General features: G+C 59.8%; 11 protein-coding genes and 4 pseudogenes. 9 read left to right on the plus strand and 6 right to left on the minus strand.

Going from position 1 to position 13,067, the window contains the following annotated elements; genetic code table 11:
• Positions 1–14: 14 nt before the first annotated feature.
• Positions 15–600: pseudogene (locus E5720_RS17995) on the plus strand (Fic family protein); the annotation flags it as partial.
• Between the two features lie 387 nt (positions 601–987).
• Here the strand turns inward: E5720_RS17995 and E5720_RS21750 are convergent.
• On the minus strand, positions 988–1,266 hold the full coding sequence (locus E5720_RS21750; protein WP_168708253.1) for a hypothetical protein: 279 nt from the start codon (positions 1,264–1,266) through the stop codon (positions 988–990).
• On the opposite strand from E5720_RS21750, the gene E5720_RS18000 reads away from it, so the two are divergent.
• Positions 1,250–1,588, plus strand: a complete 339-nt coding sequence (locus E5720_RS18000) for an excalibur calcium-binding domain-containing protein (protein WP_247596350.1) — start codon at positions 1,250–1,252, stop codon at positions 1,586–1,588. The genes E5720_RS21750 and E5720_RS18000 overlap by 17 nt on opposite strands.
• 226 nt (positions 1,589–1,814) lie before the next feature.
• Here the strand turns inward: E5720_RS18000 and E5720_RS22175 are convergent, their stop codons facing one another.
• Together E5720_RS22175 and E5720_RS22180 are read right to left on the minus strand one after the other, a co-directional pair.
• Complete coding sequence (locus E5720_RS22175; protein WP_247596374.1) at positions 1,815–2,105, minus strand: hypothetical protein; 291 nt, start codon at positions 2,103–2,105, stop codon at positions 1,815–1,817.
• A 1-nt stretch (position 2,106) separates the two neighbouring features.
• A pseudogene (locus tag E5720_RS22180) lies at positions 2,107–2,247 on the minus strand (IS1380 family transposase); the annotation flags it as partial.
• 151 nt (positions 2,248–2,398) lie between these two features.
• Between E5720_RS22180 and E5720_RS18010 the strand changes: the two are divergent.
• Positions 2,399–2,851 (plus strand): hypothetical protein, encoded by a 453-nt coding sequence (locus E5720_RS18010; protein WP_136176625.1) that lies wholly within the window; start codon positions 2,399–2,401, stop codon positions 2,849–2,851.
• A gap of 198 nt (positions 2,852–3,049) precedes the next feature.
• Here the strand turns inward: E5720_RS18010 and E5720_RS18015 are convergent, their stop codons facing one another.
• A complete protein-coding gene (locus tag E5720_RS18015; protein WP_136171780.1) occupies positions 3,050–3,940 on the minus strand; it encodes a LysR family transcriptional regulator in 891 nt (296 codons plus the stop codon).
• Between the two features lie 591 nt (positions 3,941–4,531).
• On the opposite strand from E5720_RS18015, the gene E5720_RS18020 reads away from it, so the two are divergent.
• The 4 genes and pseudogenes from E5720_RS18020 to E5720_RS18045 all read left to right on the plus strand — a co-directional run bounded on the left by E5720_RS18020 (position 4,532) and on the right by E5720_RS18045 (position 8,862).
• Positions 4,532–6,007, plus strand: a complete 1,476-nt coding sequence (locus tag E5720_RS18020) for an ABC transporter substrate-binding protein (RefSeq protein WP_247596040.1) — start codon at positions 4,532–4,534, stop codon at positions 6,005–6,007.
• Positions 6,008–6,165: 158 nt separating this feature from the next.
• Positions 6,166–6,672, plus strand: a complete 507-nt coding sequence (locus E5720_RS18025) for a nuclear transport factor 2 family protein (protein WP_136172794.1) — start codon at positions 6,166–6,168, stop codon at positions 6,670–6,672.
• Between the two features lie 25 nt (positions 6,673–6,697).
• A pseudogene (locus E5720_RS21850) lies at positions 6,698–7,527 on the plus strand (SDR family NAD(P)-dependent oxidoreductase); the annotation flags it as partial.
• A gap of 717 nt (positions 7,528–8,244) precedes the next feature.
• Positions 8,245–8,862, plus strand: a complete 618-nt coding sequence (locus tag E5720_RS18045) for a hypothetical protein (RefSeq protein ID WP_210729901.1) — start codon at positions 8,245–8,247, stop codon at positions 8,860–8,862.
• A 691-nt stretch (positions 8,863–9,553) separates the two neighbouring features.
• Here the strand turns inward: E5720_RS18045 and E5720_RS21760 are convergent.
• The gene (locus E5720_RS21760) at positions 9,554–9,883 is read right to left on the minus strand and encodes a hypothetical protein (RefSeq protein ID WP_168708254.1); all 330 of its coding nucleotides are present in this window, start codon (positions 9,881–9,883) and stop codon (positions 9,554–9,556) included.
• Between E5720_RS21760 and E5720_RS18055 the strand changes: the two are divergent.
• Positions 9,786–10,693, plus strand: a pseudogene (locus E5720_RS18055) (IS256 family transposase); the annotation flags it as partial. The gene E5720_RS21760 and the pseudogene E5720_RS18055 sit on opposite strands and share 98 nt — an antisense overlap.
• Before the next feature lie 322 nt (positions 10,694–11,015).
• Positions 11,016–12,371 carry an MCE family protein gene (locus tag E5720_RS18060; protein WP_136171783.1) on the plus strand — a complete coding sequence of 452 codons (1,356 nt, stop codon included), beginning with the start codon at positions 11,016–11,018 and terminating at the stop codon, positions 12,369–12,371.
• A gap of 222 nt (positions 12,372–12,593) precedes the next feature.
• Here the strand turns inward: E5720_RS18060 and E5720_RS18065 are convergent, their stop codons facing one another.
• Complete coding sequence (locus tag E5720_RS18065; RefSeq protein ID WP_136171784.1) at positions 12,594–12,803, minus strand: hypothetical protein; 210 nt, start codon at positions 12,801–12,803, stop codon at positions 12,594–12,596.
• Positions 12,804–13,067 lie beyond the last annotated feature (264 nt).

Genomic DNA, 13,067 nt, shown 5'->3' on the forward strand with positions numbered 1-13,067 from the left:
CCGGAGACGATGACTTGAACTGGGCCGGGTATTTAATCCCCGGGTCAACTGTGCTGCGTAACCGAGTGGGAGCGAGAAGCAAGGAAACTCTGGCCGCCGCCGAGAACGATCTGGTCGAGGTGCGGGTAGCCGAACTGCGGCAAGGCTCCGGTGCAGTGAAGCGAACTTATAACTTGGCTCACTTGAAAGCGTTGCACCGGTTTCTGTTTCAGGATGTGTATCTGTGGGCCGGTGAACTGCGGACGGTCGGGATCGAGAAGGAAGGCGAATCGTTCATGACACCGGACGATATCGGGGCAGCCGGTCGATTACATCGCGGCGCAGATCGCCGACACGAAACAGCTTCGGTCGATCACGGATGCAGATTTGCCCTTTCGACTCGCGCAGATGTACGACTTCATAAACTTCGAGCACCCTTTTGGGGAAGGAAACGGCCGCACGCAAAGGGAATTCTTCGATCAACTGTTGTCCGAGACCGGGCGAGGATCGGCGTGGGGTGCGATAGAGCTGATCAAACTGCACCGCGCATGCCACATTGCGCGCGCCGAACAGAACATCGAGTCGCTGCGACCGATGTTTGCACGGATCGTCGATAATGACCGTGCGCGTACATCTTCGACTGAAACGATTCGTGAACGTCACACTGACCCGCAGGCCCACCTCCTTCCACAGGCGATCGAACTCTCTTGTTCACCGATATGCCCTGCGCGTGTCGCAAAAGCGCTCCGGTTCGACAAAACCCGTGCAGTGGATGCCCGCGTGCGTAGCCCGCAATCTCACCCTAAGGTCGGCGTCAGTATCCGCAGCCGACCGCTCGATCGGGGTTCGGGGTAGGTAGAGCGAGCAAGTCCAACTGCATTGCGCACCTTAGTCTCCGGACTTTCCGGGGTGATTCGGCTGGTCATCTTCTACTCATTTCGAGCGATGCGGTTCGTTCCTTGATGCTTGTCATTCGCGTGAATGACAAGCAGTGGGTCAGCCGCTTGCTTAATCGAATCGTGCACTAGCCTCACCGCACAAGACCAACTGGTCTTTACCTGGAGAGGCTGCTAGAACAATGAAACCGTCCCGCTTCATCAACGGCTCTGCCGCAGCGATTTTGGCTGTCGTTGCACTCACCGCCGGATGCTCTTCAGACAATTCGGTCGACGCCCCGGCGAAGTCGCCCGCTACCACCTCAGTTGCGGCCACCACCACAATCGTGCGCCCCACAACGACGACCGTCTCTCCGAGCCCCTCGGCAGTGCCGTTGCCATCAACGGTCACTTCGGAATCCGTCTACAACGAGCCATTCCAGGCCCCGGCTCTAACCCCGGCCCCGGCCCCTGCTCTAGCCCCGGCACCCGCCCCGGCACCCGCCCCTGCTCTAGCCCCGGCACCCGCCCCGGCACCCGCCCCTGCTCTAGCCCCGGCACCCGCCCCGGCACCCGCCCCGGCCCCGGCCCCGGCCCCGGCCCCGGCCCCGAGAGTCTCGTACCCGAACTGTTCGGCCGTTAAGGCCGCCGGAGCAGCTCCCATCTACAAGGGTGAACCGGGATACAGCACCAATCTTGACCGCGATCGCGATGGTATTGCCTGCGACACATAACAAAAACGCCCGAAGCGACATCCGGCCAGCACGCACCTGATGTCCAGATCGCCGCCTCAATTGCCAGTGCGAGTCGACGCGGACTGTAATGATGGCCGCACAAGTCCACCTCGGTTTCGACGGTTAGCAGCGATCCCAGCTTTGGTACACCATCCGACCCCGAACCCACCGAAAGGGCCGCTTCCTGAACCAAATATGCGACGACGGCGAGCAGTTACGCCAAGGTTCAAAGACCGATCTGGCGACGCATCGTTACACAGTTCGAGTCAGCACTACAGGCCCACAATGAGTCGTCGATGTGGCGGCAACTTTGTTGGGACCAGATGGCAAAGTCCGCACGGACAACGACTTCGTCTTCTTCAAAAATCCGCATTTCCAGGGCTGTACGTTGCTCAGCGAAGACACCATCGAAGCCGATCTGACCGCGATCCAAGCATCGGTGGATCGCATTCTGATCACCGCCAGCGCCGAAGCACTGGACACACATTTCGGTACCGTCTCCGGACGGGCCGTCCACATAACCTCACCTTCTCCGCGAGCAGGTCCATCAACTGGGTCTGTTCGGCGAGGGTCATCACTGGGGCCAGGCGGGCGCACGATACGAAATTGGGGTCGTCGAAGGCTGCCGAATCGCGGCGGAAGGTGTGAGAAAGTCGCACTGAAAGTGTCCTACTCGAGTCGGTCGATTTGTTGTGTGAGAACTCAAATCTTTTCAGCTCAGGGGGCACTTTCTTCAGTTCGACACTCGGTCACGGCCGACTTTGATCGGTGGATCGAGGGTAAGCGCGGTGATGTGTTTGAGTTGGCTGTATGGATTGGGTCGGTAAAGAACTGTCGTTGGCGGCCATCACCGGCACTTGTACCGCCGTTCTGGTGATGAGTCCGATCGTCGTCGACGGCGAGTGGTGGCGTCTGTCCCTGCCCGCATTCATCGGTGCGTTTGTCGGACTGCTGGTGGGGTGGGCGGCGGTCGGAGGAGGCCGCTTTGCCCTTCGGACAGCACGGTTCTGGCCTCCCGCTAGCCGTGTTGGATGGCGGCACCGCTTCGCGGCATGTACGTCGGCTGCGGTGACGATCTTGGTGGGTGGGGTATTCGTGTGGGCGGTGGTGGCGGGGAGTGATCCGTCGTTGGAGAAGGCGGGGTTCCCGATGTCTCTGATCGTTCTAGTGGTGATAGCGATGGTCAGCTACCTATATTCGTATGTTCTCGCGCCAGTCGCACACCAGATTGTTGAAGTCGCGGCCAGTCAGACACCGGAGTGAAGGGCGGCAGTCGTATTCGGCGATTCAGAGTCATCCGACGCGAGTCAGGGCAGATAAGACGTTGGCTGGAATCGTGTGGTGGTAGCCGAAGCCTGAGACAACGCCTTCTAGGTGTCTGTCGATGTCGAGGGCCTGCAAGTTTGCAAGACACGGCGTCTCATCTAGTCGTCTCGCAGTAGTTCGCCTCGAATTTTCCACTCAGCTGTAAACATCAGCGCCGAGGACGGAGCGTGCCGCTGCGGCCGCTGCGGCCACTGCAGGCAGCTCTTGGGAAGCAGCCCGATAGCTCAAAAACCAGCCCTCTGTCCATGGTATGGACAAAGGCCGACACACTCTTCCCTGCGGTTGATCAGCGGTGATGGATTCGAGAGCCAGCAGCGTCGACACTCCGTCAGCGACCAGATCGGCCGCGGCCACGGCCCCGAACGCCGTCGACTCGGTCCACCATGGTGTGTAGTCGGCTCGCTCGAACATCCGCTCCACCGTCATGTCCCAGGAACTCATCGTGCGGTCAATCGACACAGTAGGATGCTGCGCGAGCATCGCGATAGTGAGTATCTGGCGGTTCGCCAGCGGATGGGACTGATCCATCACCACCACAACCGTCTCTTCGCGCAGCAACTCAGAAACCAGTCCCTGGCCGTTCACTTCTGGACCCAGCGCCATCGCCAACTCCCCAGTACGCAATTGGTCAGAGACCTCGTTCCATGGCACCGATGTCTGGTGCACGGGTATCGGAACCTCAGCACGGATGGCACCCAATACCAGGCGTGGCAACTGCAGCGACGGCTCGGCCACATACATCCGCAACTTCGCGGTACCCCCAAGAATCTGGGCGTCGAGGACAGCGAGCGCAGTATCCTGCAGGATCGCGCGCGCCCGCTCCGCGAGCAACGACCCCGCAGCGGTCGGTTGGACAAGACGACTGGTGCGCCGGAACAACTGCACACCCAAACGCCGTTCCATGCGCGCGATCGCCTGACTCAGCGCAGGCTGAGCCATCGGAATCGCCGCCGCAGCGCGGGTGAAGTTGAGCTCACGATCGAGAACCGCCACGTACCGCAGCTCACGCATAGAAATATCAATCACTTCAACATGTTAGATCCTCATCGAGTTGGTATTGGTGTTTCATCCCACACAACATCCAAGATGAAGGGACCGAACGAGGAGGTCCGATGCCGATCCATGCCGTCGATCCACACACCCTGTCGAACCTGACTGCCGATAGAGCATGGATGCGTGATGTCATCGAGCACGCGGTTTACGAGTTCGGTTCTCTAAGCGTCCGGCCAAGTGCCAGGACCTCGGACCACATGACCTGATTTGCACGGCAAGCGCCCAAGCAGCCGCAAGCGCAACCCATCGTTAGCGGTAACAAGGGCGAACCTTTGCCTATAAACGCTGATTTCAACGTGTCACCAGCGTTATTTCGTTGCGTGGAGACGCGATTTTCCTGGCGTTCGGCGCAATATGCGTTGCCCTTATCTGCAAGAACCACTATGTCCAGACCCCATACAGAATGCGGAGATCAATGTGACGAGATACTGGTTCGCGAAGTACACACGGACAGCATTCGCACTGCTCGGTGCCGGTGCCCTACTCGCCGGCTGCGCGAGCAACGACGCCAGTGACGCCAATGGTAGCGGTGGATCCAGCGCTGACAGCTCCTTTCAAACAGGCATGGTCAACGTGCAGTCGCAGGCAGGCGAGGCGGTCATGGGCGGGACGCTGACTTATGGCGTTCAGTTGTTGCCCACCTCACTGGACCCGGCAAAGACCGGCGCACGTGATGACGCAGGGGGCGCGCTCGCAGCCGTTTACGACGTGTTGATGAGTTACGACACCGGCACTGGCGGGTTCGAGCCGAAGTTGGCGCAGTCCCTCGATACCAACGACGGGGGCACCACGTGGACGCTGAAGCTGCGCAGTGACGTGAAGTTCAGCGACGGCACCCCACTCGATGCCGACGCCGTGATCGCGAGTATCAACCGTTACAACGAGGGCAAGGGCAACGGTGCTGAACTCTGGCTCGACTCCGTGGCGTCGATCGAGTCGGCCGACGCGTCCACTGTTGTCTTCCTCCTCAACGCGCCGTGGCAGCGGTTCCCGTCGATGCTCGCGCTCGGGCACGGCATGATCGTCGCGCCGGCTGCGGGCGGAGGCGACACCTTCACAGCGATCGGTGCTGGCCCGTTCATCGATGAGAAGTTCTCTCCCAATGAAGAGCGCGTGTTCAAGGCGAATACGACGTACTACGGCGGCCAAGTCAACCTTGACCAGCTCCGGATGGTGCCACTCAACGGACCACAGGCCAACCTTGAGTCTCTGGAGGCCGGCCAGCTCGACATTGCGTATATCCGGGGTAACAGCTCGGCGATCAACACCGCCAAGGAGAAGGGCTACCCCGGCTACATCAGCGTCCTCAACACCGGTGGCGCCGAGATCATCAACAACAGGGAGGGCCGCCCCGGATCAGATGTGCGGGTGCGCCAAGCAATCGCCTATGCTCTGGATCCCGAGCTCATCGACCAACGCGCTGAGAACGGTGAAGGACTGCCCGGCTCTGAATTGTTCGGCCCTACGTCACTTTGGCACACAGACACGCCCGGAGTCGCATATGACCCGGCTAAAGCCACTGAGCTGGTGACGCAGGCCAAGGCTGACGGGTTCAGTGGGACGCTTGACTATGTTGTGCTCAGTGAGCCGAAGGACCAAGCTGGCGGACTTGCGGTCCAGTCTCTCCTGCAGGCCGTCGGGTTCGAGGTGAACATCATCCCCGTCAATAATGTCGTAGACCTAGGCATGAAGGTCTACGTCAAGCATGATTTCGACTTGTCACACTCGGGAATGGGACTATACGAGGCGATCCCCGATCTTGGCCTGTATTCGACCGTGAACAGTCAATCCCGCTCAAACACAGCCGGCTACGTGAACCCTGATATGGACAAGCTGCTCCTCGACCTGCAACACGCGAAGGATGGCAAGGCATCAGAAGAGGTTCTGTCGGAGATCCAGACCCTATGGAATGAGACTGTGCCGTCCGCGCCGATCAGCGGGCTGCCCTCGTTCTGGGCCTGGCAGAAAAATGTCCACAACATTGTTCCGACCGCCGCTGGCATCATGCTGTTCGACCAAGCATGGATAGAAGCGAAGTAGCTGACTGACCCCCAACGTCACCCCACTGCCTGGGGAATGGGACGCCATTCTATCAAGCCCGCATATATGGAGATTGGGCAATCTCAATGTGGTCCGCTCTCAGCAGGACGGTAGAGCTAGCGACTTCACGCACCAAACCCATTGATCAGGAGGTCACAATGAACACCGTATCCAGCACGGAGACCTTGGAGCAGCGAATCTCTCGACTCGAGGCCATTGAAGCGATCAAAGCGCTGAAGTACCGATACTGGCGCGCGTGCGATGGAAAAGACCCCGAGGGATTCCGGGCTAGCTTTGTCGCTGTTGGCGCATCGATCGACTTCGGCGAGGTGGGCGCTTTCGACGACGCAGACGGCATCGCCGGCGTCTATAGAGCAGTGGCATTGGAAAAAGACGGCGGCAAGCATCTGATTCTGGATATGCATCACGGACTCCACCCCGATATCCAACTGACCAGCGACACCACCGCAGAAGGTGCCTGGACGCTACGGTTCCGGCAGCTGAACATGCGAGACCGCACAGAGAAAGTCAGTGCCATCGAGTACGACGATGCCTACGTGGTTGAGGACGGACAGTGGAAGATGAGCAAGTGCCACGCCACTATCCTCTGGGCCGTCACACGCCGGCTTGATCCCGAGGCGACCGTTGTGGACAACCTCTCATGACAGGCCAGGGCCCTGAACAGCGCCGAGTTGTGTCACCGGAGCCAGCCGAGGCGTCGGGCGCGGTGTCGCCACCGCACTAGGTGCAGCCGGATGGACTGTCTACGTCACCGGACGTGGACCTGCAGGTCCCGGGAGCCCGTTGAACGACGCAGTCGAACTGATCGGGGCCGGCGGCGGAGTCGGGCACGCGGTCGTATGCGATCACCGAGACGATACCCAAGTCACTGCGCGCTCATAGACCGCTGTGTCCGTGCGCAAGGGCAGTTGGACCTGCTGGTGAACAACGTCTGGGTCGCTCCAGCCATCGATATGAACAACGAGCAACGTGTTTGGGAGCGACCACTGAGCGTTCGGGACTCACTGATCAGTGTCGGACTCCGGGCCCATTTCGTAGCCAGCGTTGCAGCATGCTGAGTAACGGTGCCGCGAAAGTCCGGGCTGATCGTGAACATCTCGTCCTTCGGGGCCCCAGTACTTGCACTCGGTTTTATATGGGCTCTGAAAAAACTGGTCTGTACAAGATAACCAACGATATGGCGCGAGAACTGCTTCCACATGGGCTCTCCGTATTGTCTTTTGTGGCCAGGTTCAGTGCTGACGGAGGCGCTTCTCGCGACAGACATCGACGGTATCGCTGGTGTGCCCGTGATAGATGGGGAGACACTAGAATTTCAAGGCCGAGTGATCGCTGCGCTTGCAAACGATTCAGCCGTTCACGAATCCACTGGCCAGGCGCTTGCCTCTGCTGAGGCAGGCGAGCGGTACGGCGTCCTCGAGAGCGATGGGCGACGTCCGCGGTCCTTGCGCGACGTGTTCGGCGGAGGACCGCTGTTCGCGCCCATCGCACGCAACTGAAGGATAGCCACTCTGGTGGCGGTGGACATTGCTTGATGCGCCACCGCCACCGCCACCGCCACCGCCACCGCCACCGCCACCGCCACCGCCACCGAACGGAGGCTCTCACATCGCAAGCGCCCCGACTTTTTGCAGACGAAGACCCTTCATCCAGTCCCAGTGCCCTGTCACAGATCATCACCTCGGCAAAATTACAGATAACCGCACCGGTAACTTCTGAATCCAACTCCAACTGCCTTTCGTCATTTTCAATTGATCCTCAGCAACATTCAATACTTGAATTGAGATCTCGACATCACGGACTGATCTGCCGCGAGGATTTCGGACAATGGAGATGACTATTGTCAGGCCGCGATGGCGGATTGCTCGTAACTTCTGTGGACATCGTTGGGGGTTCGGTACCCGACCGATGAATCCCTGCGTCGCGGATTGTAGAAAACGCCAATGTATTTGATGATGTCTTGTCGCGCTTTTCCTTTGGTGACGTATAGCGTTTGGTAGACGCATTCTTTCTTGAAAGCAACGAAGAGACTTTCGGTCATGCTGTTGTCCCCACACGCCCCGATTCGGTCCAGCGAGGAGCGCATTCTCAGAGAGCTCACGAGAGCACGGTCGGCCCGCGATGTGTAGACGGCAAGTTGAATCGGCCTCCACTCGCTTCCCTTCGCCGTCGCAATTGCCGTCGGTGCGCCACTCGCCACCGTTATCGCGCAGCGGGTGGGAACCACCTCGGTGATCGTGTTCGGTTTGGTCGTGATGAGTATCGGGATGTTCGTTGCCGGGCAAGTGAAAGTCGAAACACCCTATGTCGGTCCGGTATTGATTTCGATGGTCCTCATGGGACTTGGGCTGGCGATAGTTCAGGGGCCGGCCACCGAATCGATCATGTCCTCGGTATCGCTGGACGAGGCTGGGGCTGGATCGGCCGTCAACGACACCACCAGGGAAGTGGGTGGCACGTTGGGGGTTGCTGTGCTGGGTTCGATCGTCGCATCCATCTACACGACCAAGGTCGGGCCGCGGATCGACGCACTTCCCGACACAGTCATGAACCCTTATCAGAAGAGTTTTGCTCGGGAGACCGTCATCAGTGTCATCGAGATTGCTAAGGCTCCGACCAACTCGATCTTCGCGAGTCAGAAAGCGGAGCTGATCTACGCCATGAAAGATGCTTCGCTGGAAGGCTTTCAGCTCGCCTCGTACATCACAGTAGGCGCCTCGTTGGCGTGTGCACTTGCCGTCGGCTTCTTCTTGCCTTGGTCGCGGCCCGAGGGCGACGGTGTGCTGCTGGCATGGCGATCCAAGGAGCGAACCGCATCCTCGACTCTTTGGTAACGCACAGGGCTAGGTGTGCGAGCAACTCGGTCGGCTGATGGAACGTACCTGTGCTTCAGTCGGGCTACACCACGGCCCCGGATGAGTCCGTATCCGCTGCCACTTCACGAAACGCTGGCGCACGGACCATCACCGCGGCCGCCGCCCAGCGGTCTGGGCACCGGGTGACTGCCTGATCCTCGATTGGGGCACTGTCGGAGTACTGCACCTGTTCTGCGCGGTGATGGCGTGTTCACGGTGGCCGTTCGCCGCGTCCGCAAGTGATGAGAAAGCAACCACAACAATGGGATTGATTGCAGAACCACTGGCCGCGGCCGGGGGAATCCCAACGAAGGTTCTCGCCGACCGCATGGCAAGGCTCAAAGGTGGTGTCATCGCAAACTTCGTCATCCCGACGCCGGACTACGTCCGCTTCGCCACCCAATACGGCTGCGCCCCCAACCTTCGGCAACCCCAACGACCCGCAATCGGAAGGGGTGGTGGAGAACCTCATCGGTTACGCCCAACGCGATACCGCTGTCCCGATGATCACCGAAGTTGCAGTCGCCGGCAGTACCGTCGATGTCCATGCCGCCAATGCTGCAGCGAAGACATGGTGCCTAGAAGTCAACGCGAGGGTGCATTCGGAGATCTGTGCGGTCCCCGACGACAAGCTCGCAGAAGAGCGTGAGTGCTGTCGCCGTTGCCATCACTACGGTTGCAGATCGGTCAACCACCGGTCACCCGCAAGGTCGACAGCCTCTTGTGCGTGCGGTTCGCCTTCGCTCGATATTCGGTGCCCACTCGGCTGATCGGCATCACTGTCCGGCTCGTGCAGGGCAACGGCAGACTCGTCATCGTCGACCCGTCCATGAATGAGGTCGTCGCCGAACACGCACTCGCCCACCCCGGGAACGGCGTCGGTGCTCGAAAAACATTTCGGCGACGAGATCGTATAGTCGCTCAAGGCAAAAGGTTTGACGACCGGTGAAGCGCCCGCACGCTTCCAGGGCATCGACGGTGCGGCGGTGTCGAAGGACATCGTCTCACGCATAACCGACAAGGTTGTCGGGAACGACTTCCTGGCAGAACAGGCTACGCGAGCGGGTCTACCCGGTGATGTTCATCGACGCCGACCACGTCAAAGTGCGGGACGGGCAGGTCACCAACAGGCCGATGTTCGTCGCGATCGGTGTCACCGTCAACGGTGAACGCGACATCTTGGGTATGTGGGCCGGGAACGGCGGTGAAGGCGCGGAGTGCTGGCTCTCGGTGCTCACAAAAAATCAAAAACCGAGGTATCGCCGATGTCTGCATCGTGGTGTGCGACGGCCCCAAGGGTCTGCCCGATGCGATCAACTATGGAAACCGATGGTTGTACAGACATGCATATTCATCTGATGCTCAACATATCTCGGTTCGCATCCCGAAAGTGCTGGGATGAATTATCGCCTGATCTACGGCCGGTCTACACCGCACTGTCGGAGTCCGCGGCGAAGGAACGGTTCACCGAGTTCACCAAGAAATGGGGAGAGCAGTACCCGGTGATCATCAAGATGCGGAACAACGCGTGGAGCGAATTCGTGCCGTTGCCGGACTACGACGTGGAGGTCCGGAGGGCAGATCTGCTCGACGAACGCGATCGAGTCCGTCCACGCCCGCTACAGACGTGCTGTGCGTGCGCGTGGGCACTTCCCGACCGAACAAGCGGCACTCAATATCTGTACCTCGCGACGCGGGCGCTGGATCCCGCCGGGAAAGGTAAGGCGCGACGTGCAATGAGTTGGAAGCCAGCGCGCTCAATGCGTTCGCGATCACCTTCGACGGACGCATCACCCCGAACGGTAACTAACCGGCGCCAAGGTCGGATCCACCGTTGATCTGGCGCTCCCTTCAAACGATGTCCTCGAGGGATGCATGGCGGTCTAGATCCCATGGCCCTTTGATCTCAGGCACAATCAAACATCCTGAAAAGCATAGACCGGTCGATAGGCGGTCGGAAAGCGTGTCGGTGAGCGATATCGCGACGCGCAAGGGGGGTGAGCCCTGTTGCGACTCGGTTTCTTCGCTGGCCCGCATTGTGCTCTGCGTGATGGAGGGGACACCACAGTCGGTGTTACGTTGGGTTACATTAAGATTTCGGTCATGAATGATTTCGCGGTAGGCGCTCTCGAATGATCGACTCTCCGTCGCTGCTCAAACGGCGCCTGCTTGGGCTCGCGTTGGTGCTGACGATCATCTTGTTCGTGGGATGGTCGGTCACCTCGTACAACAAGACGTTCAAGAAGGTCGTCAGTATCGATCTCGTGACCGATTCGGTCGGCAACGCCTTGCCTGCCAACGCAGATGTCAAGGTTCGTGGCCTCATCGTCGGTGAGGTGCGCTCGGCGTCCACCGAAGCCGGAGTCGTCACCGCTCATCTGGCGATCGATCCGGACAAGGCGGAGTTGATCCCGTCGAACACCACAGCTCGGCTGCTTCCGAAGACGTTGTTCGGTGAGCGGTACGTATCGCTGATAGTCCCGCCAGGTGATACGGCGTCGCCGATCACCAACGGCACTGTCTTGAAGCAGGACACCAGCGGCAATGCGATCGAGGTCGGTCAATTGCTCGACAACCTGCTGCCGTTGCTCGAAGCGATTCCGCCGCAGGACCTGGCGAGTACGCTCGGTGCGCTGGCACAGGGGTTGAGCGGGCGCGGTGAACAACTCGGCTTCACGATCGACCGGTTGGACAATATCTTCAAAGGCTTGAACACTGAACTCCCGAACATCAAGCAGGGTCTGCGCGGTCTCGCTGACTTCTCCGAGACCTATTCCGATGCGGCTCCGCAGCTGATCGATGCTCTCGACAATCTCAGCGTCACCGGAAACACGTTGGTAGAACAGCGTCCTGCGGTGGATACGTTGATTTCGTCGTTGACGTCGACCAGTTCGAGTACAGCCGATTTCCTCCAGGCCAACTCGTCGAATCTGATCGCTATCGCTGCCGATTCGAGGGAGGCGCTGGGGTTGCTGGCAGAGTATTCACCGTCGTTCGGATGCACATTTGCGCAGTTCGCCCCCATTGTGGCGCGCGCACAGGAGGTCATCGGCGTCGGTGACGAATATCGGGGCATCAACGTCTCGATGCCGTTGGTCAACCCTAGGGGGAAATATCTGCCCAATCAGGACGAGCCCCGGTTGTTCGACGATCGTGGACCGCACTGCTACACCCCGGCGGACACTGCCGCGGGAGAGTTCTTCCCCCAGTACCCGGGTGGTTCCGCGAACGACGGTTCCTACCAGGTTCCATCGAGAAACCCAGGACCGCAGGATGTTCCAGAGCTACCGTCCCCGCAGTACTCGGCAGTGCCCAGGGCTGCGACCGGTGATGCCGCACCGGCAAGCTACGAGGGTTCCGATTTCGAGCGCGACACCCTGGCCGTGATCTACGGCCAGGCAGGGGGAGTGGCCCCGAACGAGATTCCCTCGTGGACGACGACTTTGGGAGCACCGGCATTGAGGGGGAATCAAGTGTCTGTGAGGTGAGCGGAATGCCCATCGCCAGAGGAGAAGGCGGGAAGCAGACAGACGAAACAAACTTTACTTCGGTATCTCAGGCGCCCTATTTCGCGACAGGATCGGCGATGTGATCGCGGCTGCCGTCGCCGTCATTGCTCAGACTAGGAGAGCCGATATCGGTGGAGCCACCGGAACCGTCCTGGGCACGGTGGATCGGTTGGGCGCGTCTCCTCGCAAGCCCCCTGACCGTCACTGCGGTGACGCAGTGTGATCGTCCATCACCTGCTCCTCGCACTGGCCACGCAACGCCTCGATCCGCTCGTTGGGTGCAAATACTCGCTCGGTCAGTGACAGGTCCCAGTTGCTGGCGCGGACGTCGGGCTGCAGACGACGTACCGCTCCAGCAGGTAGATGACGGGGCCGTGCGATCGAGATCGAGTACACGGAGAGCAGCCCCACCAGCGAGTTGCTTGTTCGGCCCGCAACGCCGGGCAGGGCAAGCTTCGGAACTCGATGGATTGCACGCCGGTGTCTTGCCGTGAGTCCGGTTCACGGACTGATTGGCTTGTTCGCCGTGTGTGCCGGTACCTTCGATGATCTGGTTTCAGAAAATTTCGGACTTTCTGCCAGCGATTGCAGCTCTGATCGCTGCGCCAATTATGCCCTGTTCGATCAATCCTAGATCACAGCTGGGATGACAGGGTGGACAACGCGCTGCATCAC

The organism is Rhodococcus sp. PAMC28707 (assembly GCF_004795915.1).
Classification (GTDB): Bacteria; Actinomycetota; Actinomycetes; order Mycobacteriales; family Mycobacteriaceae; genus Rhodococcoides.